This is a genomic window from Caballeronia sp. EK (genome assembly GCF_014384845.1).
Classification (GTDB): domain Bacteria; phylum Pseudomonadota; class Gammaproteobacteria; order Burkholderiales; family Burkholderiaceae; genus Caballeronia; species Caballeronia jiangsuensis.
Window position 1 is genome coordinate 145,267 of record NZ_JACSUE010000005.1, and the last position, 26,606, is coordinate 171,872.

The 26,606-nt window shown below is 63.7% G+C and carries 24 protein-coding genes and 3 tRNA genes; 7 read left to right on the forward strand and 20 right to left on the reverse strand.

Translation table 11 applies throughout. From position 1 onward, the window contains the following. The first annotated feature begins 672 nt into the window (after positions 1 to 672). Positions 673 to 2,553, forward strand: a complete 1,881-nt coding sequence (locus tag IAG25_RS16160; protein WP_255503753.1) for an ABC transporter ATP-binding protein — start codon at positions 673 to 675, stop codon at positions 2,551 to 2,553. Positions 2,554 to 2,609: 56 nt separating this feature from the next. Here IAG25_RS16160 and otsA read toward each other — a convergent pair whose 3' ends face one another. Both otsA and otsB read right to left on the reverse strand, forming a co-directional pair. Then, on the reverse strand, positions 2,610 to 3,995 hold the full coding sequence (gene otsA, locus IAG25_RS16165; RefSeq protein ID WP_187605777.1) for an alpha,alpha-trehalose-phosphate synthase (UDP-forming): 1,386 nt from the start codon (positions 3,993 to 3,995) through the stop codon (positions 2,610 to 2,612). Then, positions 3,992 to 4,744: a trehalose-phosphatase gene (gene otsB, locus IAG25_RS16170; protein ID WP_187605778.1), complete on the reverse strand. Its 753-nt coding sequence runs from the start codon at positions 4,742 to 4,744 to the stop codon at positions 3,992 to 3,994. The genes otsA and otsB overlap by 4 nt, the downstream gene beginning before the upstream one ends. Before the next feature lie 264 nt (positions 4,745 to 5,008). Between otsB and IAG25_RS16175 the strand changes: the two genes are divergently transcribed. Continuing rightward, a complete protein-coding gene (locus IAG25_RS16175) occupies positions 5,009 to 5,638 on the forward strand; it encodes an SCO family protein (RefSeq protein WP_187605779.1) in 630 nt (209 codons plus the stop codon). A 2-nt stretch (positions 5,639 to 5,640) separates the two neighbouring features. Further along, the gene (locus tag IAG25_RS16180; protein WP_187605780.1) at positions 5,641 to 6,519 is read left to right on the forward strand and encodes a cytochrome c oxidase assembly protein; all 879 of its coding nucleotides are present in this window, start codon (positions 5,641 to 5,643) and stop codon (positions 6,517 to 6,519) included. Here the strand turns inward: IAG25_RS16180 and IAG25_RS16185 are convergent. The 6 genes from IAG25_RS16185 to uvrC all read right to left on the reverse strand — a co-directional run bounded on the left by IAG25_RS16185 (position 6,514) and on the right by uvrC (position 10,469). Continuing rightward, entirely contained in the window at positions 6,514 to 7,008 is a 495-nt protein-coding gene (locus IAG25_RS16185; RefSeq protein ID WP_187605781.1) for a GNAT family N-acetyltransferase, read from the reverse strand. The genes IAG25_RS16180 and IAG25_RS16185 overlap by 6 nt on opposite strands. Positions 7,009 to 7,124: 116 nt before the next feature. Next, positions 7,125 to 7,198, reverse strand: a tRNA-Cys gene (locus IAG25_RS16190). Between the two features lie 78 nt (positions 7,199 to 7,276). Beyond that, positions 7,277 to 7,352, reverse strand: a tRNA-Gly gene (locus IAG25_RS16195). 86 nt (positions 7,353 to 7,438) lie between these two features. After that, positions 7,439 to 7,514, reverse strand: a tRNA-Gly gene (locus IAG25_RS16200). 154 nt (positions 7,515 to 7,668) lie between these two features. Further along, entirely contained in the window at positions 7,669 to 8,265 is a 597-nt protein-coding gene (gene pgsA / locus IAG25_RS16205; RefSeq protein WP_035501650.1) for a CDP-diacylglycerol--glycerol-3-phosphate 3-phosphatidyltransferase, read from the reverse strand. Between the two features lie 110 nt (positions 8,266 to 8,375). Next, the gene (gene uvrC, locus IAG25_RS16210) at positions 8,376 to 10,469 is read right to left on the reverse strand and encodes an excinuclease ABC subunit UvrC (protein ID WP_187605782.1); all 2,094 of its coding nucleotides are present in this window, start codon (positions 10,467 to 10,469) and stop codon (positions 8,376 to 8,378) included. Positions 10,470 to 10,572: 103 nt separating this feature from the next. On the opposite strand from uvrC, the gene earP reads away from it, so the two are divergent. From earP to IAG25_RS16230, 4 genes are all read left to right on the forward strand, one after another. Beyond that, a complete protein-coding gene (gene earP, locus IAG25_RS16215) occupies positions 10,573 to 11,730 on the forward strand; it encodes an elongation factor P maturation arginine rhamnosyltransferase EarP (RefSeq protein ID WP_187605783.1) in 1,158 nt (385 codons plus the stop codon). 253 nt (positions 11,731 to 11,983) lie between these two features. After that, positions 11,984 to 12,541: an elongation factor P gene (gene efp, locus IAG25_RS16220; protein ID WP_035501653.1), complete on the forward strand. Its 558-nt coding sequence runs from the start codon at positions 11,984 to 11,986 to the stop codon at positions 12,539 to 12,541. Between the two features lie 263 nt (positions 12,542 to 12,804). Further along, complete coding sequence (locus tag IAG25_RS16225) at positions 12,805 to 13,155, forward strand: BON domain-containing protein (RefSeq protein ID WP_187605784.1); 351 nt, start codon at positions 12,805 to 12,807, stop codon at positions 13,153 to 13,155. Between the two features lie 158 nt (positions 13,156 to 13,313). After that, on the forward strand, positions 13,314 to 14,708 hold the full coding sequence (locus tag IAG25_RS16230; protein ID WP_187605785.1) for a sigma-54-dependent transcriptional regulator: 1,395 nt from the start codon (positions 13,314 to 13,316) through the stop codon (positions 14,706 to 14,708). A gap of 54 nt (positions 14,709 to 14,762) precedes the next feature. Here the strand turns inward: IAG25_RS16230 and nagZ are convergent, their stop codons facing one another. The 12 genes from nagZ to IAG25_RS16290 all read right to left on the reverse strand — a co-directional run bounded on the left by nagZ (position 14,763) and on the right by IAG25_RS16290 (position 26,533). Beyond that, the gene (nagZ, locus tag IAG25_RS16235; protein ID WP_187605786.1) at positions 14,763 to 15,791 is read right to left on the reverse strand and encodes a beta-N-acetylhexosaminidase; all 1,029 of its coding nucleotides are present in this window, start codon (positions 15,789 to 15,791) and stop codon (positions 14,763 to 14,765) included. A 39-nt stretch (positions 15,792 to 15,830) separates the two neighbouring features. Further along, a complete protein-coding gene (acpS, locus tag IAG25_RS16240; RefSeq protein ID WP_187605787.1) occupies positions 15,831 to 16,235 on the reverse strand; it encodes a holo-ACP synthase in 405 nt (134 codons plus the stop codon). A 7-nt stretch (positions 16,236 to 16,242) separates the two neighbouring features. Continuing rightward, a complete protein-coding gene (gene pdxJ, locus IAG25_RS16245) occupies positions 16,243 to 17,016 on the reverse strand; it encodes a pyridoxine 5'-phosphate synthase (protein ID WP_187605788.1) in 774 nt (257 codons plus the stop codon). Then, positions 17,013 to 17,903 carry a DNA repair protein RecO gene (gene recO / locus IAG25_RS16250; protein ID WP_187605789.1) on the reverse strand — a complete coding sequence of 297 codons (891 nt, stop codon included), beginning with the start codon at positions 17,901 to 17,903 and terminating at the stop codon, positions 17,013 to 17,015. The genes pdxJ and recO overlap by 4 nt, the downstream gene beginning before the upstream one ends. Before the next feature lie 3 nt (positions 17,904 to 17,906). Then, positions 17,907 to 18,806 (reverse strand): GTPase Era, encoded by a 900-nt coding sequence (gene era / locus IAG25_RS16255; RefSeq protein WP_187605790.1) that lies wholly within the window; start codon positions 18,804 to 18,806, stop codon positions 17,907 to 17,909. 59 nt (positions 18,807 to 18,865) lie between these two features. Next, positions 18,866 to 19,987, reverse strand: a complete 1,122-nt coding sequence (rnc, locus tag IAG25_RS16260) for a ribonuclease III (RefSeq protein ID WP_187605791.1) — start codon at positions 19,985 to 19,987, stop codon at positions 18,866 to 18,868. A 163-nt stretch (positions 19,988 to 20,150) separates the two neighbouring features. Continuing rightward, positions 20,151 to 21,044 carry a signal peptidase I gene (gene lepB / locus IAG25_RS16265; protein WP_035501663.1) on the reverse strand — a complete coding sequence of 298 codons (894 nt, stop codon included), beginning with the start codon at positions 21,042 to 21,044 and terminating at the stop codon, positions 20,151 to 20,153. Positions 21,045 to 21,089: 45 nt separating this feature from the next. After that, complete coding sequence (gene lepA, locus IAG25_RS16270) at positions 21,090 to 22,880, reverse strand: translation elongation factor 4 (RefSeq protein ID WP_035501666.1); 1,791 nt, start codon at positions 22,878 to 22,880, stop codon at positions 21,090 to 21,092. A 134-nt stretch (positions 22,881 to 23,014) separates the two neighbouring features. Further along, positions 23,015 to 23,275 (reverse strand): glutaredoxin family protein, encoded by a 261-nt coding sequence (locus tag IAG25_RS16275; RefSeq protein WP_187605792.1) that lies wholly within the window; start codon positions 23,273 to 23,275, stop codon positions 23,015 to 23,017. A gap of 4 nt (positions 23,276 to 23,279) precedes the next feature. Continuing rightward, positions 23,280 to 24,827 (reverse strand): DegQ family serine endoprotease, encoded by a 1,548-nt coding sequence (locus tag IAG25_RS16280; protein ID WP_187605793.1) that lies wholly within the window; start codon positions 24,825 to 24,827, stop codon positions 23,280 to 23,282. A 22-nt stretch (positions 24,828 to 24,849) separates the two neighbouring features. Beyond that, positions 24,850 to 25,893 (reverse strand): MucB/RseB C-terminal domain-containing protein, encoded by a 1,044-nt coding sequence (locus IAG25_RS16285; protein WP_187605794.1) that lies wholly within the window; start codon positions 25,891 to 25,893, stop codon positions 24,850 to 24,852. A 4-nt stretch (positions 25,894 to 25,897) separates the two neighbouring features. Then, positions 25,898 to 26,533 carry a sigma-E factor negative regulatory protein gene (locus IAG25_RS16290; RefSeq protein ID WP_187605795.1) on the reverse strand — a complete coding sequence of 212 codons (636 nt, stop codon included), beginning with the start codon at positions 26,531 to 26,533 and terminating at the stop codon, positions 25,898 to 25,900. Positions 26,534 to 26,606 lie beyond the last annotated feature (73 nt).

The window sequence follows — 26,606 nt, forward strand, 5'->3', positions numbered from 1 at the left end:
GTCGCTGATCACCGGTTTGTCGCGCTGGCGTTCGGACCAAGCAAGTGCGGTTCCACATCTCGAAAATCGCCGCGCGCCAGCAATTAACGCGCATCTGCTTCGGCGGTTGACGGGAACTTGCAAAAACCTGTCGGAAACCTAAGGGCAAACCCGGATCGGATTATGGAGCTTTTTACAGAGTCACAACGGCAGTCATTTCAACTTATTTACCTTGTTACACGGGGGATACATTTTGCAAACCCCTGTTTATTAAGGTTGTTCTACATTGGAGCACGGGCTTGTCGCGGCATACGCCGGTCGCCGCGGCAAACAATGGCGTCTGAACGATTGCGCGTGCCAAGCCCGAAGGCTGGCGCGTCGCGTGCTCATCGAGATGTCTGCCTGCCCGGCGAGCGTTTCATCGCAAAAAGCTGCGCAATATGCTTACAATGCGCGCCCATGCCGTCAGCCGTGCGCCCGGCAGGCCTGAAGGCCGGGCGGCAACCCAATTTTCGCCACGGGCGACGTTCGGATGGCCACATAGGCCGAACGTCATATGCCCGAGAACGCGTTGCCCCGCCGCGATACTGGCTACAATTCGTGATGGAGACGGCGCAGCGTCGCCTCGCTTGACGTCAGTCGCGCCGGATCGGGCGACGCATCGCATGCCGGTTGCCGCAGTCGACACCGCGCATGGCACTGCCCGAAGGCGCAACATACGCTCAACCGCTCTACGACCAAAAAAGACCATTGGACCAACTCACCGTCTCCCAGCGTAACGCGCACAACGCGAAGCTCTCGAGCTACGCGCATCGGCCGCTCGCGTTTCTGCTCCGCTACATTCGCCGGCATTCCGTCGCGCATGCCATCGTGCTCTTCAGCGTATTCGCCGCCGTCGGCTGCGCCCTCGCCTCCCAGTACGCGATCAAGCATCTGATCGATGTGCTCGGACAAGGCCGCGGGCATCCCGGGCCGCTCTGGGGCGCGTTCATGATCCTCGTCGGACTGATCGCCGCCGACAACCTGCTCTGGCGCGTCGGCGGCTGGGTCGGCGCGCACGTATTTGTGATCGTCACCGGCGACTTGCGCAAGGATCTGTTCTCGTACCTGTCCGGCCACTCGCCGACGTACTTCTCCGAGAAGCAGCCGGGCATGCTCGCGAGCCGGATCACGGCCACGTCGAACGCGATCTACACTTCCGAAAACGTGATGGCGTGGAACGTCCTGCCGCCGTGCATCGCGGTGCTGGGCGCGATCGTGATGATCGTTTCCGTCAATCCTCTGATGGCCGCCGGCCTGATGTCGGCGTCGGTGATTCTCGCGTTGATCCTCTACCGCCTGGCGAAGCGCGGCTCGGCACGGCATCACAGCTTTGCGTCGAAGGCGGCGTCGGTCGATGGCGAGCTCGTCGACGTGATCGGCAACATGGCGCTCGTGCGCGCATTCGGCATGACGTTCCGCGAGCAAAAGCGCTTCGGCTCGACGGTGAAGGCCGAAATGGTCGCGCGCCAGCAAAGTCTTCTGTACCTCGAAAAACTGCGCCTGTTCCACGCGGTCGTCACGGCGATCCTCTCCGCCGGCCTGCTCGGCTGGGCGCTGTGGCTGTGGTCGCAAGGGCGCGCGACTTCGGGCGATATCGTGCTCGTCAGCTCGCTCGGCTTCACGATTCTGCATGGCACGCGCGATCTGGCGGTTGCGCTCGTCGATGTCACCCAGCACGTCGCACGTCTTGCCGAAGCCGTCCAGACGCTGCTCGAGCCGCATGGCATGCCGGATCGCTCGGACGCGACCGAACTCGTGCCGCAGGGCGGCCGCGTCGATTTCGACAACGTCACGTTCGCATATCCGCGCCGCCGCCCGATTCTCGACAACTTCCATCTGCATATCGAGCCGGGTCAGCGCGTGGGTCTGATCGGCAAATCGGGCGCGGGCAAATCGACCGTGCTCGCGCTGCTGCAACGGTTCTACGAGACGCAGAAAGGCAGCATCAAGATCGACGGCCAGGATATCGGCGCGATCACGCAGGACAGCCTGCGCCATGCGATCGCGCTCGTGCCGCAGGATATTTCGCTGTTCCACCGCACCGTGTTCGAGAACATCGCTTACGGGCGTCCGGAAGCGAGCCGCGAGGAAGTGCTCGCCGCCGCGCGCGAGGCGCGCTGCACGGACTTCATCGAAGCGATGCCGGAAGGTTTCGACACGATCGTCGGCGACCGGGGCGTGAAACTGTCGGGCGGCCAGCGCCAGCGCATCGCGATCGCCCGCGCGATCCTGAAGAACGCGCCCATTCTCCTGCTCGACGAAGCGACCTCTGCACTCGACAGCGCATCCGAAGAAGCGATCCAGCAGGCGCTCGACCGTCTGATGGTCGGCCGCACGGTGATCGCGATCGCGCACCGTCTGTCGACGCTGCAGAACTTCGATCGCATCATCGTGATGAGCGCGGGCAAGGTCATCGACGACGGCTCGCCGCAGGAATTGCGCGATCGCCCGGGGCTGTATCGCGAGTTGCTGGCGAAGCAGCACGGCAAGCTGCCGTCGATCGTCGCGACGCCGCACAAGCAGCCCGCCTGAACGCAACGCCCTTCGAAAAAGCCGTGTTTTCGTGAGGAAACACGGCTTTTTTTCGTCTACGCGCCGGCTTTCAGATCGCGCAGAAAGTTGTCGCGCCACACGGAGACATTGTTCTCGCGAAGTTGCTGCATCATCTCGCCGTAGCGCGCCTTGCGTTCGTCGAGCGGCATCTTGAGCGCGATGGCGAGGGCATCGGCCATATCGTCGATGTCGAGCGGATTGACGATGAGCGCGGCCGTCAGCTCGCGCGCCGCGCCCGCAAACTGCGACAGCACCAGCACGCCGGGATCGTCCGGATCCTGCGCCGAGACGTATTCCTTCGCGACGAGATTCATGCCGTCGCGCAACGGTGTGACGAGGCCGACGTGCGCCTCGCGAAAAAGCGCCGCGAGCACCGGTCGCTCATATTGACGATGGATATAGCGAATCGGCGTCCAGTCGAGCTCGGCATATCGGCCGTTGATGCGGCCCGATTCCGCTTCGAGCTGGACGCGCATGTCGCGATAGGCGTCGACATCGGAACGTGTCGGCGGCGCGATCTGCAGAAACGACACGTTGTTGCGCTGACGCGAATCGTGCTCGATCAGCCGCTCGAACGCGCGAAATCGCTCGACGAGCCCCTTCGAATAATCCAGTCGATCGACGCTCATCACGAGCTTGCGATGATGCAGCGTCGCCTTGACGATCTCGACGTCACGCCCGCTTTCGCCGTCTTTCGCGAGCGCGGCGATCTCGTCGGGATAGACGCCGATCGGATACGCCGCCGCGCGCAGCGTCTGGCCGAACGCGCGCACCTCGACCGGCCTCGCGCCATCGCGCCGTAGCGAGCCGCCCGCCTCGGTTTCGATGTAATCGCAGAACGCGCGCAGATCGGGCTCCGTCTGAAAACCGAGGAGATCGAACGCGCACAGCGCTTCCACCAGTTCGCGATGGCGCGGCACGCTCAACAAAATCTGCGCCGCCGGAAACGGAATATGCAGAAAGAAGCCGATGCGATTTTTTACGCCCAGCGCGCGCAACGCCTGCGCGAACGGAATCAGATGATAGTCGTGCACCCAGATCACATCGTCGGGTCTGAGCAGCGGCGCGAGCTGCTCCGCGAGCCAGCGGTTCACGCGGCAATAGCCGTCGTATTCGTGGCGATCGAACTCGATCAGATCCGGCCGATAGTGAAACGCGGGCCACAAGGTCGCGTTGGAAAAGCCGCGGTAGTACTGGTCGTAGTCGCGCCGCACGAGGCCGATGGTCGCGAAGGTCACCGGTCCGTGTTCTTCCAGCTTGATGCCTTCGGGATGAGACGTGAGCACGTCTCCGCTCCAGCCGAACCACATGCCGCCGGTTTCTTTCAACGCGTCGTACACGCCGACCGCGAGACCGCCTGCCGCGGGGCCGCCTTCGGAAATCGGCGCGACGCGGTTCGAAACGATGATCAGCCGGCTCACGCGTGCTTCCCGGCCGTGCCCGCGATCACCTGCAGCCAGTCCAGCAGCAATTCGACCGATTCGATACGCGAGCGCGCTACCGTGTCGCCCGGACCGATCTTCACCGAAAGCCCGTCGAATTCGTTGACCACCGCAAAGCCCTTCTCATCGGTGAGATCGTCGCCGATAAACACCGGTTTGCGGCCCGTGAACGGCGGCTCGCTCATGTACGCGCGCACGGCGCGGCCCTTGTCGACGTCCTTCGGCTTGATCTCGTAGACCATCTTGCCGGGTTGCAGCACGTAGGCGTCGGCGTATTCCGCGACCAGCTTCTCGGTGGCCGCGCGCGCGGCCGGCTCGCGGTCGGGCGCGTTGCGGTAATGCAGCGCGAGCGCCGCGCCCTTGATTTCGAGCAGCATGCCCGGATTCGCGCTAACGACCTTCTCGAGCGCGTGCTCCATGCGCAGCAGCCGCTCGTCGTTGAAGCCAATGCGCTGCACGTCGCCGTTCGAATCGCGCCGTTCCGCGCCGTGCATGCCCGCGACGGGCAGATCGGGCATCTGCAGGAACGAGTCGATATTGTCGATGCCGCGCCCCGATACGACCGCCACCGCGCCGTTGGTCGCGCGCCTGAGCGCGGCCAGGATGTCGGGCACCGAGCGCGGCACGAAGATGCCGTCGGGCGTGGACGCGAGCTCGACGAGCGTGCCGTCGAAATCGAAGAAAAAGGCGGTCTCGGCAAGAGACAGGGAATCGGGAAGATTTGGCATCGATCTTTGGCCTGTGGTTTGCCTGTGATGTGGCGCGCGCCCGCTTGGGACGTCGCAATGCGTGCGCATCTTACCGCGCGAACGCTTTCGGGTAAGAAAGCTCTTAGCTTACAACCTTCGCTCCAAGCCCTTTCAGCGCGCCCGAGTCATGCGGCAAATCGTCTCAATAATAGTCTAATGGCGACATGATGCGCTGGCAGCGCAGCAAAAGGCGTGTATTTTGCGACGGAGTTCATATCGAATCATCCTGCAACGCAATCTCCGATGCACGCTTCGTTCCTCCTTCTCGCCGCGCGGTCCATGCGACTCCGGCGCTTCATCGCCCTTCTCTCGCTGTGCGCGCTCGCCGCGTGCTCGAAGCCCGCCGAGCCGTGGCAATTGACCGACGTATCGGGCCATTTGCCGGACCTGGACTTCTCGCTCGTCGACGATGGTGGCGCGCCCGTCACCGGACAGTCGTTCGCGGGCAAAACGACCCTCGTCTACTTCGGTTACACGCATTGTCCCGACGTCTGCCCCGAAACGATGGCGCGCCTCATGCAGGTGCTCCAGCGCGTGGGCGCGGACGCCGACAGGACGCGCATCGTGTTCGTCTCGGTCGATCCGGCGCGCGACACGCCCGCGCTCCTGCGCTCCTACGTGCGCGCTTTCGACGACAAACACGCCGTCGGCCTGACAGGCACCGAGCGCGCGATCGAATCGGTCGCGCAGCGCTATCGCATCGCGTATCAGATGGAAAAGCGCGACCCGAACGGCGAATACGAAGTCACGCATAGCTCGGCCGTCTATATCTTCGATGCCGCCGGTCACGCGCGCCTGCTCGCGACCGACCACGATTCCATCGACGCCATCGCGAACGATCTGAAGCGCGTGATCCACGCGAAGGACGCCTGACGATGAGCGCGCTTCTGTACTGGCTCGATCCGTGGGAGCCGTCGCCGACAGTCGTCATCGCCGTGCTCGTCGCGGGGATTCTGTTCGCGCGCGGCGCGCGACATGCACGCGTGTCGATGTCGCGTCGCATCGCGTTCTGGTTCGGCCTGATCGCCCTTTATGTCGCGCTCCACACGCGGCTCGATTATTTCTTCGAGCATGAATTCTTCATGCATCGGCTGCAGCATATCGTGCTGCATCATCTCGGGCCGTTCCTGATCGCATTGTCGTATCCCGGCGCGGCCTTGCGCGCGGGCGTTCCGTTCGCATGGCGGCAACGCTGGCTGCGCCCGGCCGCGCAGAGCCGCGTGGCGCGCGTCTTCTTCGATATCGTGTTCAATCCCGTGATCGCGGTCGTGCTGTTCGTCGGGCTGATCTACTTCTGGCTGCTTTCGCCGATCCACTTCAAGGCGATGCTCGATTACCGGCTCTATCGCGTGATGAACTGGAGCATGGTGATCGACGGCCTGCTGTTCTGGTGGCTGATTCTGGATCCACGCCCGGCGCCGCCCGCGCGGCTCGCGCCCGGTCGACGCGTTCTCGTCGTGATCGCCGCGATTCCGCCGCAGATCATTCTCGGCGCTTATATCTTCTTCACGCCGCACGAGTTGTATCCGATCTATTCGATCTGCGGCCGCGCGTTCACGTGGATCACGCCGATGCGCGATCAGCAGATCGGCGGTCTCTTGCTGTGGATTCCCGGATCGATGATGAGCGTCGTCGGCGCGCTGATCGCGCTGCGCCACTGGTTGCGGCTGTCGGCGCGATCGCGGCTGAGAAAGGAACGTGTCGGACGCGGCGCGGGCACGCCGGTCAACGGCCCGAAGGCCACGACTTCATGAACCGAAGCCGGGGCGGCGCATCCACACGTGCGGAATGCCGTCTTCGTCATGCAGACCCGACGACGGCACGAAGCCGAACGCGCCGTAGAAGCGCTGCAGATGTGCTTGCGCATGCAGGCTGACCGGCTGATCCGGCCATTGCTTCAGGATGTGCTCTAGCGCGCGCTCGAGCATCGCGTTGCCGAGCTTCAGACCGCGAAAGTTGGCCGTCGTCAGCACGCGGCCGATGCGTACTTCCTTCTCGCTCTCGTCCGGGTGTCCCGGCAACAGCACGCGCAGGTAGCCCGCGAGCGCGGGACGCTTCTCGCCCTTGCCGTAAGCGAAGAGGTGCCATGCATCGACATCGAGTCCGTCGATGTCGCCATACACGCAATTCTGCTCGACGACGAACACGGCGCTGCGCGCGGCGAGCATGTCGTACACCTCGGTGGTCGTCAGGTCGTCGAAGCGCTTCCAGCGCCATTCGAGTTCGGAGAGTTGGTCGGTCATTTGGATTTGTGTGGCAGAAGTATGGCAATTATGCCGTGCCGCGACGGGGACGCAGAATCGGCTGGATGCCGGCGTTCCGAAAAGAAAAAAGCCCTGACGGATCAGGGCTTTTCAAGTGGAGGCGCGGACCGGAGTCGAACCGGTCTAAACGGCTTTGCAGGCCGCTGCATAACCGCTTTGCTACCGCGCCACAAGCGGTTTTGGTGCTTACCGGCATGATGTCGGCTAAATCACCAAACAAAAAGGGAAGCTTGGCTTCCCCTTTGACTGGAGCGGGAGACGAGTCTCGAACTCGCGACCTCAACCTTGGCAAGGTTGCGCTCTACCAACTGAGCTACTCCCGCAATATCCTGCAATGCTGAAACTGCCGGTTCCGATGCCCCGTTGCGCTTCGCCAATTCAGCGCCGATGACATCAAACCTTCAAAATCTGGAGCGGGAGACGAGTCTCGAACTCGCGACCTCAACCTTGGCAAGGTTGCGCTCTACCAACTGAGCTACTCCCGCACTTACTGCTGCTCTTTTGCTGTTGCTTCGCTTATTGCGTCGCGCCGTGCATCAGAGAAACGAGATTATGTAGAAGCCAAAGAGGGCTGTCAACTGTTTTGTGAGAGGAATTTTTCGGCTCGGCGCAATTTCTGCAATGTGCCGTTCGCTCGTCTCACAGCATGCCGCCGCGCTCGCGAATCTGGGGCCACGCGAGCTTCATGTAGTAGAGCATCGACCAGACGGTGAGGAACGCCGCGACGTAGATGAGCCACAAGCCCCACACGCGCGTGTCGATCATCCAGGGCGTGCCGGCGATCTTCAGCGGCCCGTAGAAAAGCAGCATCGGAATCGCGACCATCTGGCATACGGTCTTGAACTTGCCGAGCTGATTCACCGCGACGCTCTTCGACGCGCCGATCTGCGCCATCCATTCGCGCAGCGCGGAAATCGTGATCTCGCGTCCGACGATGATGAGCGCGATCACCGCATTCAGCCGCGACAGTTGCACGAGCACGAGCAGCGCGGCCGTGACCATCAGCTTGTCGGCGACCGGATCGAGGAACGCGCCGAACGAAGACGTCTGATTGAGCTTGCGCGCAAGAAAGCCGTCGAACCAGTCGGTGAGTGCGGCGAGCACGAAGATAAGCATGCCGAGCAGGTTGCGATGCTCCGGGCTCATCATCATGTCCGGCAAATAGAACACGCCCACCACGAGCGGAATCAGCACGATTCGCAGCCACGTCAGGAAGATCGGTAGATTGAACGGCATGGGCGAAAGCGCTTGATGGACGTGTAAGGAAGCCGCCATTGTGCCGCGTCGACTCCGCGCTCACAAGGCGCGCCGCCCGCGCAGCGCGCCTCGCAGCCGGCTCTCGCGGCTCAATGCAACTGACGATAAATCTGCTGCGCGAGCGCAAGCGAAATGCCTTCGACGCTCGCCAGGTCCTCGACGCTCGCCGCCTGCACGCCGCGCAATCCGCCGAAGCGCGACAGCAGCCGCTGACGCCGTTTCGCACCGACACCTTCCAGCTCTTCCAGCCGCGACGTCTGTCGCGCTTTCGCCCGCTTCGCGCGCATGCCGGTGATCGCGAAGCGGTGCGCCTCGTCGCGGATCTGCGCGACGAGCATCAGCGCCGCGCTTTCCTTGCCGAGCTCGAGCGCGCTGCGGCCGTCGGCGAACACCAGCGTTTCGAGCCCCACCTTGCGCCCTTCTCCCTTCGCAACACCGACCAGCATGCCGTGATCCAGCCCGAGCTCGGAGAAAACCTGCCGCGCGATCTCGACCTGCCCCTTGCCTCCGTCGATCAGTACGATGTTGGGCAGCGTGCCGCCCGCGGCCACGGGTTCGGCGGCATCGGGCGTGACGTTGGGATCGGCGGCATCGTCGGGTTGCAGGGTCGTCGCTTCGTCGTTCGCGTTCGCGGCTGCCTGCGCGACCATCTTCTCGTAGCGGCGCGTGAGCACCTGGCGCATCGCGGCGTAGTCGTCGCCGGGCGTGATGCCGTTGATGTTGTAGCGCCGATATTCGCCCGACTGCATCTTGTGATGGTGATACACGACGCATGACGCCTGCGTCGCCTCGCCCATCGTATGACTGATGTCGAAGCACTCGATGCGCAGTTGCGCGAGATCGTCCATCTCCATCGAGAGCGTGTCCGCGAGCGAGCGCGTGCGCGCCTGCTGCGAGCCTTGCTCTGAAAGAAGCCGCGCGAGCGCGAGCTTCGCGTTGTTTTCGGCCATCGAGAGCCACGCGCGCTTCTGACCCTGCGGCTGACGCAGCAGCGTGACCTTGTGGCCCGCCTGCTCCGTCAGCAGATCGACAAGTTCGCGGCTCGACGGCGCATGACTCACGACGAGCACCGGCGGCACGCGATTGCCGATGTAATGCTGCGCCATGAAGGCTTCGAGCACTTCGGATTCGAGCGCGCCTTCGCGCGGTTCGGGTTCGGCTTCCGGATCGGCTTGCACGGGCTCGACGCTCGTCTGCGCGGAAGACTCAATTGCGACGGGCGCGCCCGCTTCCGCTTCGTCGACTTCGGGGAGATCGGCGACATCGGGGAGATCGTCTTCATCGTCCAGCGCTATCGCGCTTTCGACGTGCGCCGGGAAATACGCCTTGTCGCCGAGATGCCGGCCGCCGCGCACCATCGCGAGATTCACGCAGACCTTGCCGCCGAGCGCGACGACCGCGAGGATATCGACGTCGCTTTCGCCGCCGACTTCGATCGCCTGCTGATGCAGCACGGTCGACAGCGAGCTCATCTGATTGCGCACCGCCGCGGCCTGCTCGAACTTCAGATCGGCAGCGAACGCGTGCATCTTCTGCTCCAGCTCCTTCATCACCTCGCCCTGACGCCCGAGCAAAAAGCGCGATGCGTTCGACACATCGCGCGCGTAGTCCTCTTCCGTGATGAGTCCCGTGCAAGGCGCCGTGCAGCGCCCGATCTGATGCAGGAGGCACGGCCGCGTGCGGTTGTTGAAGACCGAGTCCTCGCACGTGCGCAACTGGAATACGCGCTGCAGGATCTGGATGCTCTCGCGCACCGCCCACGCGCTCGGAAACGGGCCGAAATACTGGTTTTTCTTGTCGACCGCGCCGCGGTAGTAGGCCATGCGCGGAAACTTGTGGCCCGTTAGCTTGAGAAACGGATACGACTTGTCGTCGCGAAAGAGAATGTTGTAGCGCGGCGCAAGCGCCTTGATGAGATTGTTCTCGAGCAGCAGCGCTTCGGCTTCCGAACGCGTGACGGTCGTCTCGATCTTGCGGATGCGCGTCACCATCATCGCGATGCGCGGCGAATGCAGCGTCTTCGTGAAGTAGCTCGACACGCGCTTTTTCAGGTTGCGCGCCTTGCCGACGTAGAGCACGTTGCCGTCGCCGTCGTAATAGCGGTACACGCCGGGCAGATGCGGCAATTGCGCGAGCGTCTTTTTCGAGTCGAAATCCGGTTGGGGGGCGTCGGTGTCAGTCATGCAGCAAGGGGGACGGAAAAGCATCGGCACGACGGTGAGCCGTGCCAGGCGCGTTATCTTAGAATCGCCAGTTTAGAACATTAAACCGCGCGCCTTCATCCTCATGACTCCACTTCCCGCCGACCCGGAACTCGCCTGCGACATCTTCTGCGCAGTCGTCGACAACTTCGGCGACATCGGCGTGTGCTGGCGTCTCGCGCGGCAGTTGCGCGCGGAGCACGGCTGGCGCGTGCGTCTTTTCGTCGACGATCTGAAGGTCTTCCATGCGCTCTGCCCCGAGGTCGACGCGGCGCTGTCGCGTCAGGATGCGATGGGCGTCACGATCGAACGCTGGCACGAGCCGTCGCACGCCGGCGATACGCTCGCCATCCCAGATGTCGTGATCGAGGCGTTCGGGTGCGAGTTGCCGCACGCGTACATCGCCGCGATGGCGCGCCGCGAGCCGAAGCCCGTCTGGATCAATCTCGAATATCTGAGCGGCGAGGACTGGGTCGCCGATTTCCACATGCGGCCGTCTCCGCACCCGCGTTATCCGCTCGACAAGAGCTTCTTCTTTCCGGGCCTCGGCAAGGGCACGGGCGGCGTGCTGAAGGAGCGCGATCTCGATACGCGACGCGAGCACTTCGATGCGCACGCATGGTGGCGCGAGCGCGTCGGCATCGAGCGTCCGGGCGACGGCGAAACGGTCGTGTCGCTCTTCGCCTATGAAAATCCGGCGGTCGACGCGCTGCTCGCGCAATGGCGCGACGGCGACGCGCCCGTCGTCCTGCTCGTGCCCGAAGGCCGTATTTCCGGCGCACTCGCGCGCTTTTTCGGCTTGCCGAACTTTGCGGCCGGCACGTCGGCGAGCGCGGGCGCGTTGCGGGCGCACGCGCTCGGCTTCGTCGAGCAGCCACGCTTCGACGAGTTGCTCTGGGCCGCCGACATCAACTTCGTGCGCGGCGAGGATTCCTTCGTGCGCGCGCAGTGGGCGCACAAGCCGTTCGTCTGGCAAATCTATCCGCAAGCCGACGACGCCCATCTGCCGAAACTCGACGCCGCGCTCGCGCATTACACGGGCACGCTCGATCCGTCCGCCCGCGAGGCCGTCGCGCGCTTCTGGCACGCGTGGAACGGCGCGGGCGCGCCCGACTGGGCCGATTTCTGGCGTCATCGGCAAAAGCTGGAGACGTGCGCCGCTCGCTGGGCGAAGGAACTGGCGGGGGTCGGCGATCTGGCGGGCAATCTCGTCGCCCACGCGGCCTCGCGTCTGGGCCGATGAGCATCGCCTCACGGCGTTTCCCGCCGCGCCATGCGACTGGCCAAACACGCAAAAAGTCAGTTAAAATAAGCGGTTATCCGAGGAAGCAGGTCGCAGTTTCATCATTACGCCGCGCGGGACCGCCCGAAGGCGAGTCTCTCCCTCGTTAGCCAGAACTCTCGCACGGCGGCGGCAATAAAAACCGGCAGCGCCGCCGTCCGATCGATTCATTCCAGGCATTCAAGCCAAATCCTTTTGTACAGGACCTAGTTTTATGAAGACCGCACAAGAACTCCGCGTCGGCAACGTCGTCATGATCGGCAACGATGCCATGGTCGTGCAGCGCGCCGAGTACAACAAATCGGGCCGCAACTCCGCGGTCGTCAAAATGAAGTTCAAGAACCTGCTGACGGCCGCCGGCATGGAAACCGTCTACAAGGCGGACGACAAGTTCGACGTCGTCGTGCTCGACCGCAAGGAAGTGACGTACTCGTACTTCGCGGACCCGATGTACGTCTTCATGGACGCCGACTACAACCAGTTCGAAGTCGAAGCCGAAATGATGGGCGACGCGCTCAACTACCTCGAAGACGGCATGGCTTGCGAAGTCGTGTTCTACAACGAGAAGGCCATCTCGGTCGAACTGCCGACCACGCTGGTTCGCGAGATCGTCTACACGGAACCGGCCGTCAAGGGCGACACGTCGTCGGGCAAGGTGCTGAAGACCGCCAAGCTGAACACCGGTTTCGAACTGCAAGTGCCGCTCTTCTGCAACATCGGCGACAAGATCGAAATCGACACCCGCACGAACGAATATCGCAGCCGCGCGTAAGCCTCGCGCCGCCGCATCGTAAGCAGAGCGGCCGCCGCAACGGCTCGCCGCCATTCCAAAAAAGCGCCCCTTCGCGGGCGCTTTTTCTTTTGCATGAATTTTTTGACAAATTCAGGCAAACTTTACCGGTCGCACCCCGATAAGTTTTGTCGACAATCGACGCAAGCATCCGCGCCCGGCCCGCGCGATTCGCTTCCATCGGCAAAATTAACTGCTTGGCACGATTTCTGCTCGAACGTGCAAATCCAGAATTCAGAACCGACATGCACAGCACGCCTTTCATCCAGAGCCGGTTTCTGATCGTCGCGGCGCTCGCCCTGCCCGCCTTCGCTTTCACTGCCGGCTGCAAGTCCACCCCGGCGACATCGGCGAACACGAACGGAGGCAGCGATATCGCCACCGACGATGCAGCGCTTGCCGCGCGTGTGAAAGCCGCGCTCGTCGCGGATCCGGCGCTGAAGGTTTTGCCGATGAGCGTCGCGACCTATCGCGGCGTCGTGCAGTTGTCGGGATATGTGGATTCGGAGGTACAGATTCAAAAAGCGCTCGCCGTGGCGCGTGGCGTGCCGGGCGTGCAATCCGTCAGCAACGAATTGCATCTCAGGCCGCAATGACGCGCGCAGCACCCGAGATGACGAACGAGTAACGCAGGACGAAAACCGCAGCGGGTGACGCGCCATACGCCGGAACGAGGCGCCGTTTCCCGCCCACGAACCGCCCGATCCCACGCGGAGACGGCGCACTACAGTCCACTTTGATACGTTGGTCCGCCATGCCACACGCACTGATTGTCGAAGACGATCCTAATAGCCTCTCCGGCCTGTCCGCGATCCTCACGGCAGACGGCTTTTCCGTCGATACAGCGACGACGCTCGCCGAGGCGCGCTCCGCGCTGACCCGCTTCATTCCGGATGTCGTGCTGATCGACCTGAATCTTCCGGACGGCTCCGGCCTCGACCTGTTGCCGAGCCTGCCCTCGCAACCACCCGATGGCGCGTTGCCCGTCATCGTGATGACCGGCAATGCGACGGTCGAAAGCGCGATCGAAGGTCTGCGGCACGGCATCTGGGACTATCTGCTGAAGCCGGTGAACATTCCGCGTCTGCGCAGCCTTCTCGCGCGCATACCGCGACCGTACGAGCTCACCGAGGAAGTCCAGGCGCTGCGTTCGACGTTGCGCGAGTTGGGCCATTTCGGCGACATGATCGGGCGCAGCGCCGCGATGCAGCACGTCTACGACCTGATCGAGCACACCGCGCCGACGGAAGCCGCCGTGCTGATCTGCGGCGAGCCGGGCACGGGCAAGAAGATCGCGGCGCGCACGATTCATCAGCTGAGCCGTCGCCGCAAAGGCCCGTTCGTCACCTTCGATTGCTCCGCGAGCCGCAATAGCGACGGCTCGCAGCGCTCGATGGAAAGCATCCTCTTCGGCCACGAGCGCAACGCGTTCGCCGGCGCGGAGAACCGCGAGCCGGGCCTGCTCGAACAGGCGGGCGGCGGCACGCTGTTCCTCGACCAGATCGATTCGCTGCCTCCCGCGCAGCAGGAAGCGCTCTTGCGCGCGCTCGATTCGCAGACCTTCATGCGCGTGGGCGGCAGCAATCGCATCATGACGGACTTCCGGCTGATCGCCGCGTCCCGCCTGCCGATGCGCGAGGCGGTCGCGAGCGGCGCGATGCGCGAGGATCTGTTTCAGCGTCTGTCGGCGTCGTCGATCATGTTGCCGCCGCTGGGCGATCGCGACGACGACATCGCGCTGATCGCGGAAACGCTCGTCGATGAACTGAACCGCGAGAATCACATCGCCGGGATCACGAGCGGCTCGCCGAAGCGCATCAGTCCGGCGTTCATTCGCGAGTGCATCACGAGCGAATGGCCGGGCAACGTGCGCGAAATGCGCGAGCGCGTGCGGCGCGCGTATCACGCGTCGGGCGAAACCATCGAGACGCTGCGCGTCGATGAGCCGGGCGGCCTCGGCGGACGCGGCCTGAACGGCAGCAGCGTGCAGGTGACGGTCGGCACGGCGCTCGCGGATGTCGAAGACATGCTGATCCGCGCGACGCTCGAAGCGGTCGGCGGTACGCGTCATCGCGCGGCGACGCTGCTCGGCATCAGCCCGAAGACGCTCTACAACAAGCTGCAGAGGATGAAGCTGGAATCGTCGTGATTCACGGCGGCGCCAAAAGCAAAACGCCACGATTCAGGTCGTGGCGTTTTCGTTTTAGCCGAGCATCTCTTTGACGAGTGCGCGCGCCGCCTGATAGTCGGCGTGCGCCTGCAGCTTGCTCCAGCGCAGCGCTTTGCCGCGCGGACGCATCTGCCTCAGGCGCTGCTCCGATGCCTTCGGCGGCGTATAGCGCAACTGCTCCAGCACCTTGCCCGCCTCGTCCGGCTGATTGCAGATCAGCACCATGTCACAGCCCGCCGTCAGCGCGGCGGTGGCCGCTTCGGTGAGCGTGCCGCCTGCGCGGGCCGCTTTCATCGACAGATCGTCGCTGAAGATCGCGCCGTTGAAGCCGAGCTTGCCGCGCAGGATGTCCTGCAGCCAGATGCGCGAGAAGCCGGCGGGTTTATCGTCGACCTGCGTGTAGACGACGTGCGCGGGAATCACGGATGACAGCGACATGCCGAGCCAGTCATACGGACGCACGTCGGTGGCGAGGATTTCTTCGAGCGTGCGATCGTCGGTCGGCAGCGCGACGTGCGAATCGGCTTCGGCGAAACCGTGACCGGGAAAGTGCTTGCCGCAGTTCGCCATGCCGGCGAGCGCGAGGCCGTGATTCAGGCTCTTCGCGAGCATCGTCACGACGCGCGGATCGCTGTGCAGCGCGCGATCGCCGACGACCTTCGACTGTCCGTAATTCAGATCGAGCACCGGCGTGAAGCTCATGTCGATGCCGCACGCGCGCAACTCCGCCGCGAGCACGTAGCCGAATGCGGTCGCGGCTTTCGTCGCGGCGAGCACGTCGCGGTCCCACAACTCGCCGAGCTTGCCCGGCGCGGGCAGCACCGTGAAGCCGTCGGTGCGAAAGCGCTGCACGCGCCCGCCTTCGTGATCGACGGCGATCAGGATATCGTCGCGCACCGCGCGGATCGCATCCGTCAGCGCGACGAGCTGCACGCGGTTCTCGAAATGCCGCGCGAACAGAATGATGCCGCCGGTCATCGAATGGGTGAGGCGCTCGATATCCGCGTCGTTCAGCGTCGTGCCGGCGACGTCGAACATGACGGGCCCGGGAGTGCGTTTCATCGGATTCAATTGGTTTCTTGTGTGTAAATTGGATTGAACTCAGGTCTGATCGGGCACTTCCGCGATGACGAACGACACCGCGTAGTCACGCTCGTCGCTGACCGTGACCTTCGCCGTGATGCCGCGTTGCGCGAGCCATTCGGCCAGCTCGCCGGACGCGGCGATCATCGGCTTGCCGCTCGGCTCGTTGAGCGTCTGCAGCGCGCGCCACGTCATCGGCCAGCGCATGCCGAGGCCGATCGCCTTCGAGAACGCTTCCTTGGCCGAAAAGCGCGTCGCGAGAAACGCGAGCCCGCGTACTTCCGAGCGCGCGTTGCGCGCGTGATAGATGCGCAACTCGTCGGGGCCGAGCACCTTTTCGGCGAAGCGTCCTTTCGTGCGCCGCATTACCGCCGCGACGCGGCTCACCTGCACGACGTCCGTGCCGATTCCGTAGATCGCCATGACGTGCTCAGCGGGCGTGGATCGACGCGAGGCGCGACGCGACCATGATCGCCTTCATCTCGCGCACGGCGTTGTCCCAACCCGCGAAAATCGAATGCGCGACGATCGCGTGCCCGATGTTCAGCTCGACGATGCCCGGCAACGCCGCGATCGCCTGCACGTTCGTGTAATGCAGTCCGTGGCCCGCGTTCACCTTGAGCCCGAGCGAGTTGCCGAAATCGACGCTCGCTGCGACGCGCTCGAACTCGCGCTGCTGTTCGGCTTCGTCGTGGGCTTCGGCATATCGGCCCGTGTGCAGTTCGATCACCGGCGCGCCGGCTTCATGCGCCGCGCGAATCTGCGTCTCGTCCGGATCGATGAAAAGCGATACGCGCGCGCCCGCGTCGGCAAGCTGCCGGCACGCGGCCTTCACCTCCTCGAAGCGGCCCGCGACATCGAGGCCGCCTTCGGTCGTCACCTCCTGGCGCTTTTCCGGCACGAGGCAGACATCGTGCGGCCTGATCTCGCACGCGATGTCGAGCATCTCGCGCGTCACCGCGCACTCGAGATTCATGCGCGTTTTCAAAAGCGGTCGCAGCGTGCGCACATCGGCATCCACGATATGGCGGCGATCTTCGCGCAAGTGCAGCGTGATGACGTCGGCGCCCGCTTCCTCGGCGGCGAGCGCCGCGCGGATCGGATCGGGATACGTCGTGCCGCGCGCATTGCGCAACGTGGCAACGTGATCGATGTTCACGCCCAGATCGATCACGCTCGCTGGCGATGAGAGAAAGAAGCTCATAGTTTTTGCAGGTCGATCAATATCTGACGGGTGGCGAGCGGCGTGCCGCCCAGGTAATGGTTCAGCAGGAAGCGCATCAGCGTTTTGCTCTGCGCGGCCGTCTGCGGACTGGTGTAGTCGTCGCGTTCCATGTCGATGAGCGTCTGCCCCGAAATCACCGGCCAGGGCGCGGGAAGATCGTCGGACGCTTCGCGCACGCCGCGGTCCGGATCGAACACATAGCGGCCTTCGGCCACGACCGGCTGGCGCGTGACGGTGCGCGTGAGATTCATTGCATAGCCGGTTTCGCGCAGGAGCACGCGCTCGAACGAGCGCAATACCTGCACGGCGGGCTCGTCGTGCGCGAGGCGTGAGAGCGTCAGCACGTAATGATTGAAGAGCGCCGGATGCGCGTCTTCGCGCGCGCAGAACTTAACGAGCAGTTCGTTCACGTAGAAGCCGCAAAGCAACGCGTCGCCGGCCAGCGGCAGCATGCCGCCGACCCATTCGGCGGTCGTCAGCGTGCGGACTTCGCCCTTTCCGGACCAGGAGAGACCCAGCGGCTGAAACGTCTGCAGCACGCCGCGCAGTGCGGAATGCGGGCGTTTCGCGCCTTTCGCGACGAGCGCGACGCGGCCGAAATCGCGCGAAAACACATCGATGATGAGGCTCGTCTCGCGATACGGATAGCTGTGCAGCACGAAGCCCGGCTGCTCGGCGATACGAAAGTCGGAGCGCGGCGCGGCGCGCGTCCGCTTCTCGCCGCTCCCGGCAACGGACGACGACGATGACGTCCGCCTGGGCTTCGGCACGGCGCGCGCGGCCGGGCGCTCGTCCGCGTCGAAATCGTCGGCGGGACGATCATCGGCGGGTGGAATCATCCGGGCGTCGTTCGAGCCGTCGTCCATGCATCACTCGTAGCCGTATGCGCGCAGGCCCGCTTCGTTATCCGCCCAGCCACTCTTCACCTTGACGAAGGTTTCGAGATACACGGGGCCATCGAAAAGCTTCTCCATGTCGAGTCGCGCTTCCGTGCTGATCTGCTTCAGCTTCGCGCCCTTCTGGCCGATGATCATCGCCTTGTGGGTGTCGCGGTCGACGAGAATCGTCGCGAAGACACGGCGCAGACGTCCTTCGGTTTCGAACTTGTCGATGAGCACCGTGCTCGTGTACGGCAACTCGTCGCCGGTCCAGCGAAAGACCTTCTCGCGCAGGATTTCGGCCGCGAGGAAGCGCTCGCTCCGATCGGTCAGATCGTCCTCGCCGTAGATCGGCTCGCCTTCCGGCAAATAGGGCTTCACGACGGACATGAGCCGCTTGATGTCCTCGGGATGCTTGGCCGACAGCGGCACGATCTCGCGGAAGTCACGCAGCGCCGACATCTGCTGCATGAAGGGAAAGAGCGAATCCTTGTCGCCGACGCGATCGAGCTTGTTCGCGATCAGCAGCGTGGGCGTGCCGGCCGGAATCAGGTCGAGCACTTTCTGGTCGTCGGGACCGAAACGGCCCGCTTCGATCACGAAGAGAATTGCATCGACGGAAGTCAGCGTCGACGTCACCGCGCGGTTCAGCGAGCGGTTGAGCGCGCCGCTGTGGCGCGTCTGGAAACCGGGCGTATCGACGAAGATGTACTGCGCGTCCTCGAACGTATTGATGCCGGTGATGCGATGGCGAGTGGTCTGCGCCTTGCGCGAGGTGATGCTCACCTTCTGACCGACGAGCGCGTTCATTAGCGTCGACTTGCCGACGTTCGGACGGCCGACGATCGCGACCATGCCGCAGCGGAAACCAGAAGAAGTAGGAGCGTTCATAGATGTGTGCGGCAATAAATCGTTGGGGCGCGTGTGCGCGATAGGCGCGGCGGCACGCGTCAGTGGCCGGCGTCGGCGGCGCGCACGACGTGGCTGGTCGCATCGGGGCCCGCGGCGTTACTCGTTTCGGTGTCGGCTGCTGAATCGTCTTCACGATCGCCGGAAGGTGCGGGCTTGTCTGCGTTCGCGCTGCGCTCTGACGGCTCCGTCGAATCGCTCTTCGCTGCTTTTTCCGGCTTGTGGATCACGGCGCGTTCGGTTTTGTCGGCGGCCGCATAGGCGCTCGCGGACGGCTCAACATGCGTCGCGCGGATCACGGCGAGCGGCGCGGTGGCCGGGCGTTCCTGCGCCGCGTTTTGCGCGCCGTGCGGACCATGATGGCGCTCGCGCCGGTCGGGAGAACGCAGATCGAGCGCCGTCTGGATGCCGGTCACGCCGGGCACCACTTCCGGTTCGACCAGTTTCGCGGCGCGTGCGCCCTTGCGCTTCGGCTTCACGCCGAGCGTCGGCGCGGCGGCCGCCACTTCGTCGAGCGCTTTTTTGGCGGCAGCCTGTTCGGCGGCGCGGCGGCTCGCGCCGGAACCCGACACCTTCACGTCGAGCTTCGGCACCGTGCATTCGACTTCGAACTGCTGATTGTGCGCGGCGCCGTGAGTCGCGATGACCGTGTAAGTCGGCAGCGCGATCTTGTGTCCCTGGAGATATTCCTGCAGCAGCGTCTTCGCATCCTTGCCGATGGTGCGCGGATCGATGTGATCGAGCACCGGCGTGTAGAGCCGCTTGATGACCGTGTACGCGGCGTCGAAACCGCCGTCGAGGAAGATCGCGCCGAAGATGGCTTCGAGGGTATCGGCGAGAATCGACGGACGGCGGAAGCCGCCGCTGCGCAGTTCGCCTTCGCCGAGCCGCAAGCCTTCGGACACGTTGAGCGCCTGCGCGATTTCGTAAAGCGACTGCTGTTTGACCAGATTCGCGCGCACGCGCGACAGGTCGCCTTCGTCGAGTTTGCCGAATCGTTGGAACAAAAGCGCCGCCACCACGCAATTTAGAACGGAATCGCCGAGAAATTCGAGCCGTTCATTGTGCGTGGCGCTGTGACTGCGGTGGGTCATCGCCTGGCGCAGTAATTCCGCATTGCGAAATTCGTACCGCAGCCGGCTTTCCAACGGAGAAGATGGCATGGAGAGAGTATAACGCGGGCGCGCGGGCGGACGATTCCGCCGGTCCACGCCGGAAAACGCGTGGCGAGACGGTGTTAGCCGCGCTTCTTCACGCCGTTTCGAAGCTTGTTTTTATCGAGACGAACGCCGGCGGTCTTATCGGGACGAGCCGGCGTTGCGCATATCACTGGAAGGAGCCGATGCGCTTCAGATTGCTGAAGTTCATCCAGATGAAGAACGCGCGCCCGACGATATTCTTGTCCGGCACGAAGCCCCAGTAGCGGCTGTCCGCGCTGTTGTCGCGGTTATCGCCCATCATGAAGTAGTTGCCCGGCGGCACCTTGCACGTGACGCCCTGCGCGTTGTAGTTGCAGTTGTCGCGGAACGGGAAGTCGTCCGCGCCGACGACGAACGGCGGCACCTGCGGATTGTTCAGGATCGCGTTCTTGCGGCCGTCGAGGTCTTCCTCGAACTGTTTTGCATAGCCGATGCGCTCGTCGTCGAAGTAGTCCGGCAGCGGGGTTTCGGGCACCGGCTTGCCGTTGATCGTGAGCTTCTTGTCTTCATACGCGACCGTGTCGCCCGGCAGACCGATCACACGCTTGATGTAGTCGACCGATTCGTCCTTCGGGTAGCGGAACACCACGACATCGCCGCGCTTGAGCGGGCCGCCGTTCGTCATCTTCGTGTTGGTGATCGGCATGCGCAGGCCGTACTCGTACTTGTTCACGAGGATGAAGTCACCGACGAGCAAGGTCGGAACCATCGAGCCGGACGGAATCTTGAACGGCTCGATGATGAACGAGCGCACCACGAACACCGCGAGAATCACCGGAAAGAAGCTCGCCGTGTATTCGAGCCACCACGGCTGGCGCAGCTTGTCGTCGCGCAGGCGGGCGCGCGTCTGCGCGGCGTTTTCATCGGCGAAACGCTCGCCGACGCGCTCCTGCTGGCGATCGAACTCGGCCACCGCGGCCTCGGCGGCGCGCCGCCGTTGCGGCAGAAACACCAGTTTGTCCAGCACCCATGCAATACCCGTCAATACGACGAGAATCAAAAGAATCAATGCGAAATTCATCAATCGCTTCCGGTTGTTATCGTTGTTTGCCTCGCGGCGCCAGCGTCATTCATCGACGCGCAGGATCGCCAGGAAAGCCTCTTGCGGGATTTCGACCGAACCGACCTGCTTCATGCGCTTCTTGCCGGCCTTCTGCTTTTCGAGCAGCTTCTTCTTGCGCGAGATGTCGCCGCCGTAGCACTTCGCGAGCACGTTCTTGCGCAGCGCCTTGATGTTTTCGCGCGCGATGATGTTCGAGCCGATGGTCGCCTGGATCGCCACGTCGTACATCTGACGCGGAATCAGCTCGCGCATCTTCGACGCCACTTCGCGGCCGCGATGCTGGCTCTGCGAGCGGTGCACGATGACCGACAGCGCATCGACCTTGTCGCCGTTGATGAGCATATCCACCTTGACTACATCGGCCGCGCGATATTCCTTGAATTCGTAGTCCATCGACGCATAGCCGCGCGACGTCGACTTCAGGCGGTCGAAGAAGTCCAGCACGATTTCCGCCATCGGGATTTCGTAGGTCAGCTGCACCTGACGGCCGTGATACTGCATGTTGATCTGCTGGCCGCGCTTGTTCGTGCACAGCGTGATGACCGAGCCGACATATTCCTGCGGCATGTACAGGTTCACGGTGACGATCGGCTCACGCACTTCCTCGATCTTCGGCGGCTCCGGCATCTTCGCCGGGTTTTCGACGGAGATGGTCGTGCCGTCGCGCTGCACGACCTGGTAGATCACCGTCGGCGCCGTGGTGATCAGGTCCATGTCGAACTCGCGCTCGAGCCGCTCCTGCACGATTTCCATGTGCAGCAGACCGAGAAAGCCGCAGCGGAAACCGAAGCCGAGCGCCTGCGACACTTCGGGCTCGTATTGCAGCGATGCATCGTTGAGCTTCAGCTTTTCGAGCGATTCGCGCAGCGCGTCGTACTGGTTCGCCTCGACTGGATAGAGGCCGGCGAAAACCTGCGGCTTCACTTCCTTGAAGCCCGGCAGCGGCGCTTCGGCGGCGCGGGTCGAGAGCGTGACGGTATCGCCCACTTTCGCGGCGGTCAGCTCCTTGATGCCCGCGATTACGAAGCCCACCTGCCCCGCCGAGAGCTGCGCGAGGTTCGTCGACTTCGGCGCGAACACGCCGACGTGCTCGACCGGGTATTGCGCACCGGTCGCCATCATCTTGATCTTGTCTTTCGGCTTCAGCGTGCCGTTGACGATGCGCACCAGCATCACGACGCCGACGTAGTTGTCGAACCACGAATCGATGATGAGCGCCTGCAGCGGCGCTTCCGTATCGCCCTTCGGCGGCGGCACTTTCGCGATCAGCGATTCGAGCACGTCCTCGACGCCCAGACCGGTCTTGGCGCTGCAATGCACGGCGTCAGTCGCATCGATGCCGATCACGTCCTCGATTTCGGAGATCGCGTTCTCGGGATTCGCCGCCGGCAGGTCGATCTTGTTCAGCACCGGCACGACTTCGACGCCCAGTTCGATCGCGGTGTAGCAGTTCGCGACGGTTTGCGCCTCGACGCCCTGACTCGCATCGACGACGAGAAGCGCGCCCTCGCACGCGGACAGCGAGCGGCTGACTTCGTAGGAGAAGTCGACGTGCCCCGGCGTATCGATCAGGTTCAGGTTGTAGACCTTGCCGTCGCGCGCCTTGTAGGTGAGCGCCGCAGTTTGCGCCTTGATCGTGATGCCGCGCTCGCGCTCGAGGTCCATCGAATCGAGCACCTGCGCTTCCATCTCACGGTCGGACAAGCCGCCGCACAACTGGATGATGCGGTCGGCGAGCGTCGACTTGCCGTGGTCGATGTGCGCAATGATCGAGAAGTTACGAATATGGTCCATTCAGTGCCGCAAGCCCGAAAAAAGCGAAAAAGGCGCGCCCTCACCAACGCGGAGCACGCCTTGAAAATTTGGGGAAAACTTCAGCATTTTAGCCGAAAACGGGGTTGCCCCGGCGGATTTCGCCTCTGCCAGACTCACGGCTCACGCGCGCCGAGCGCCGCGTACACGGCGCGCGGGTCGAGCCGGTACTGGCACAACTCGACGCCGTCTAGCGTGAGCACCGGCACGCGCTCGTCGTAGCGCGCCTCCAGCAGCGGATCTTCATCGATGTCGATCCATTCGATCGCCTTTCCGTGATGCGCGGCGATCGGCGCCAGTTCGGCCCGCATGTCCTCGCACAGATGACACCAGGCGCGCCCGTACAGGACAAAAGGCGCGCCCGAAACCGAGGTCATGCGCTTACTTCTGCGCCGGCACGCGCGGGCGCAGCGGCACGAACTGCGTGTTGTCGCCGCGACGCACGAGAATCGCGACCATCTTGCTGGCGTCCAGACCTTGCGCGACTTCCTGGAACTGCTTCGCGCTCGTGATATCCGTATCGCCGATGCGCATGACGATGTCGCCCTTCTGGAAGCCCGCGCGCGCCGCCGGTCCTTCGACGGCATCGACCTGAACGCCGCTCGACAGTTTGAGCGCCTTCTTCTGATCCGCCGGAATGTCGCTCACCGCCATACCGAGCGAATTGCTCGCGCGCTCCTTCGGTTGCGGCGCCTTCTTCTGCTCGGTCTTCGCGACCTTGTCCGGCTGCATCTCGGCGATCGTCACCGACAGATCGCGCGTCTGGCCCTTGCGCCAGATCGTCAGCGTGGTCTTCGTGCCGGGCTTCGTGTCGCCGACCATGCGCGGCAGATCGGTCGCGGTCTCGACATTCTGGCCGTTGAACTTCAGGATGATGTCGCCCGGCTGCACGCCCGCTTTATCCGCCGGACCGCCCGATTCGACGCTCGATACGAGCGCGCCCTGCGCCTTCGCCAGCCCGAGCGAATCGGCGACGTCCTTCGTCACTTCGCCGATCGCGACCGCGATGCGCCCGCGCACGACCTTGCCCGACGTCTTCAACTGATCCGCCACGCGCATCGCTTCATCGATCGGAATCGCGAACGAAATGCCCATGAAGCCGCCTGTGCGGCTGTAGATCTGCGAGTTGATGCCGATCACCTCGCCCGCCATGTTGATGAGCGGACCGCCCGAGTTGCCCGGATTCACGGCGACATCGGTCTGGATGAACGGCAGGTAATCGCCCGTGTCGCGCCCCTTCGCGCTGACGATGCCCGCGGTCACCGTGTTGTCCAGGCCGAACGGCGAACCGATCGCGAGCACCCATTCGCCGACGCGCACCTTGTTCGAATCGCCGATGGTGATCGCCGGCAGATTCGTCGCGCTGATCTTCACGACGGCCACGTCCGTACGCTCGTCGACGCCGACGAGCCGCGCCTTGAATTCGCGCTTGTCGGTGAGCGTGACGTAGATGGTGTCCGCATCGTCGACGACGTGCGCATTGGTCATCACGTAACCGTCGGTCGACAGGATGAAGCCCGAGCCGACGCCGCTGCTCTGCTCCGAGTTGTCCTGGTTGTCGTCCGGCGCGCTGCGGCTGCCGCCCTTGCCCTGGTCGCCACCGCTGCCGCCGCCGTTGTTGCCGCCGCCGCCACCACCGCCGCCGCCGCCGCGCGGAGGCTGGCCGGGCATCGGAATGCCGAAGAAGCGGCGAAAGAACTCGGACATGTCGCCTTCATCGAGACCCGGCGGCAGGCCGCGCAGATCGCTGCTTGAACCCACGCGCGAGGTCGTGCGAATGTTCACGACCGAGGGCCCCACCTTGTCGACGAGCGTCGTGAAGTCCGGCAGGTTCACCGTGGGCACCGCTGACGCAGATTGCGATACGAACGGCAGGCACACGGCGAGCGCCGCGGCCGCGATGAACTTGCGCAGCGAGAAGTTGCTCATATGTTGGAGGCCGGGATCTGGATTACTTGGAAGGCTTGTATTCTATGGTAGAAGCAAATTGCTGCAATGTGGCTTGCGGCACTTCACCCAGCAAGGTGATCCAGAAATCCCCACGGCGCTTCACCAGAACATGCGTGGCGCCACTATTGCCCGCGCCTTCCTTGCGCGTATTTTTCTCGACCGGCTCGACAAAAACGGAGATCGTCGCGAGTCCGTCGGAAAACACGGCCTGATCGACCGGAATCGGCGGCTGACCCTGCTGGCTCGACGCCATCGGACGGCGAAGCTCGCGAATCTTGCGAAAACCCGCAATATTCGGCGTCAGTTGCCAGCCTTGCGCTTCCATGTCGACGGGCTGCACGGGCGGCCGCACGATGGTCCAGCCCGACGTGCCGCGAATGCCGTTCGCGATCGGCGTCTTGTCGATCGGCCCGCCGATGCGCACTTGCGAGAACGAAAGCTGTTCGAGCACCTGACCGTCCGGATCGAGCGTCTGCGCGCGCAGCAGCAAGCCGGTCTTCGCGTCGGCCCAGAGCTTGTAGGCGAATCGATAGGAATCTTTCGGATCGAGTTCCAGCACCTGGCTTTCGACGCCCGCGACGCGGTCGTTGCCCAGAAGCTTCGGCTCGTAGACGGAAAGCACCTGGTCGCCGCTGGTCGAAAGCAGCGCCGGGAAGGAATCCCGGTTTTGCCGATGCTCGACCACCAGAAGATGCCGCTCGGGTACGAACGTGAACATGTCGTCGTCGTGACGCAGCATCTTGCGCTGCGCGCCATCGAGACTTTCGAGCGATTCGTATTCGCCGTCGCCGCGCGTGGCGACGTGCGTGATGCGCGACGATTGAACCGTCGCGCCGCGTTGATAGACGAAGGTGCCTTCGTAATTTTGCTGCTGGGCCGCTTCGTGAATGCGGTTGAGCAGGCTGGCGGCTGTCTTGCGAACGGCGGCGGGATCGTCTCCCTGAGCATAGGAGCTAGTTGCCGCTGTCAACAACGCGGCTGCGCAGAGCATCAACGCCGGCAGCCGCCCCCAGTAACTTTTTTTATTCAACCGCACATTCAGCATCAAATTATTGGCCCTGCGACGTAGCCGCCGCGCGAATCAAAGGCATGGAACCGGGCATCGCGGGCTGCTGGGAGAACTGCTGATGCGCTTCGAGGTATTGATCGAGATCGGCGTCGCGGATGATGTTCGCTTCCACGATCGGCGAGCGCGTGGTTGCTGCCGGCACCGACGCGAGCGCGACGCGCTGCATCGAATCCACCGGTGCGACGCTCGCCACCTGCGTGCCGGAGCGGCCGCCCACGCCTTGCAGTTGCGGTACGACGATCCACGTCAATGTGGCGGCCGCCGCCGCTACCGCGAAGGCCGGCATCACGCGACGGCGCAGCATGCCGCCACGCGCTTTCGCCGCTGCGGCGGGCAGCGCCGCTGGCGCCAGCACATGCGCTTCGGCCTCGAAGCGCTCTGAGAAGGCGGCCATGAACGCACTGCTGCGCGCCGGGCTGACCGCGAGATCGTCCGAACGCAGGGCGTCGCCGATCAGGTGATAGGCCGACCAAGCCGCGCGTTCGCCGTTTTTCAGTTCCGCGAGAAACTGGCTGACATCACCCATTTCATCGAGCGATTCACCGTCGACGAACGCCGACATGCGCTCGCTGCGCGAACCCGTCTGTGTTTGATTCTGCATCGAGACCGACCCCATGATGCTCCCCATCTTTGACCACACCCCGTTGTGACACCACCAACCCAGATATCGCGTCCCTGCCCCGAGGATT

Coding starts and splice junctions, on each gene's coding strand:
- IAG25_RS16230 (WP_187605785.1), top strand. CDS start 13,314: ATGCCACACGCACTGATTGTCGAAGACGATCCTAATAGCCTCTCCGGC.
- lepB (WP_035501663.1), bottom strand. CDS start 21,044: ATGAATTTCGCATTGATTCTTTTGATTCTCGTCGTATTGACGGGTATT.
- IAG25_RS16175 (WP_187605779.1), top strand. CDS start 5,009: ATGCACGCTTCGTTCCTCCTTCTCGCCGCGCGGTCCATGCGACTCCGG.
- IAG25_RS16180 (WP_187605780.1), top strand. CDS start 5,641: ATGAGCGCGCTTCTGTACTGGCTCGATCCGTGGGAGCCGTCGCCGACA.
- earP (WP_187605783.1), top strand. CDS start 10,573: ATGACTCCACTTCCCGCCGACCCGGAACTCGCCTGCGACATCTTCTGC.
- IAG25_RS16290 (WP_187605795.1), bottom strand. CDS start 26,533: ATGGGGTCGGTCTCGATGCAGAATCAAACACAGACGGGTTCGCGCAGC.
- IAG25_RS16280 (WP_187605793.1), bottom strand. CDS start 24,827: ATGAGCAACTTCTCGCTGCGCAAGTTCATCGCGGCCGCGGCGCTCGCC.
- uvrC (WP_187605782.1), bottom strand. CDS start 10,469: ATGACTGACACCGACGCCCCCCAACCGGATTTCGACTCGAAAAAGACG.
- IAG25_RS16225 (WP_187605784.1), top strand. CDS start 12,805: ATGCACAGCACGCCTTTCATCCAGAGCCGGTTTCTGATCGTCGCGGCG.
- IAG25_RS16275 (WP_187605792.1), bottom strand. CDS start 23,275: ATGACCTCGGTTTCGGGCGCGCCTTTTGTCCTGTACGGGCGCGCCTGG.
- IAG25_RS16160 (WP_255503753.1), top strand. CDS start 673: ATGGCACTGCCCGAAGGCGCAACATACGCTCAACCGCTCTACGACCAA.
- lepA (WP_035501666.1), bottom strand. CDS start 22,880: ATGGACCATATTCGTAACTTCTCGATCATTGCGCACATCGACCACGGC.
- IAG25_RS16185 (WP_187605781.1), bottom strand. CDS start 7,008: ATGACCGACCAACTCTCCGAACTCGAATGGCGCTGGAAGCGCTTCGAC.
- efp (WP_035501653.1), top strand. CDS start 11,984: ATGAAGACCGCACAAGAACTCCGCGTCGGCAACGTCGTCATGATCGGC.
- rnc (WP_187605791.1), bottom strand. CDS start 19,987: ATGCCATCTTCTCCGTTGGAAAGCCGGCTGCGGTACGAATTTCGCAAT.
- pgsA (WP_035501650.1), bottom strand. CDS start 8,265: ATGCCGTTCAATCTACCGATCTTCCTGACGTGGCTGCGAATCGTGCTG.
- recO (WP_187605789.1), bottom strand. CDS start 17,903: ATGGACGACGGCTCGAACGACGCCCGGATGATTCCACCCGCCGATGAT.
- acpS (WP_187605787.1), bottom strand. CDS start 16,235: ATGGCGATCTACGGAATCGGCACGGACGTCGTGCAGGTGAGCCGCGTC.
- nagZ (WP_187605786.1), bottom strand. CDS start 15,791: ATGAAACGCACTCCCGGGCCCGTCATGTTCGACGTCGCCGGCACGACG.
- pdxJ (WP_187605788.1), bottom strand. CDS start 17,016: ATGAGCTTCTTTCTCTCATCGCCAGCGAGCGTGATCGATCTGGGCGTG.
- otsB (WP_187605778.1), bottom strand. CDS start 4,744: ATGCCAAATCTTCCCGATTCCCTGTCTCTTGCCGAGACCGCCTTTTTC.
- era (WP_187605790.1), bottom strand. CDS start 18,806: ATGAACGCTCCTACTTCTTCTGGTTTCCGCTGCGGCATGGTCGCGATC.
- IAG25_RS16285 (WP_187605794.1), bottom strand. CDS start 25,893: ATGCTGAATGTGCGGTTGAATAAAAAAAGTTACTGGGGGCGGCTGCCG.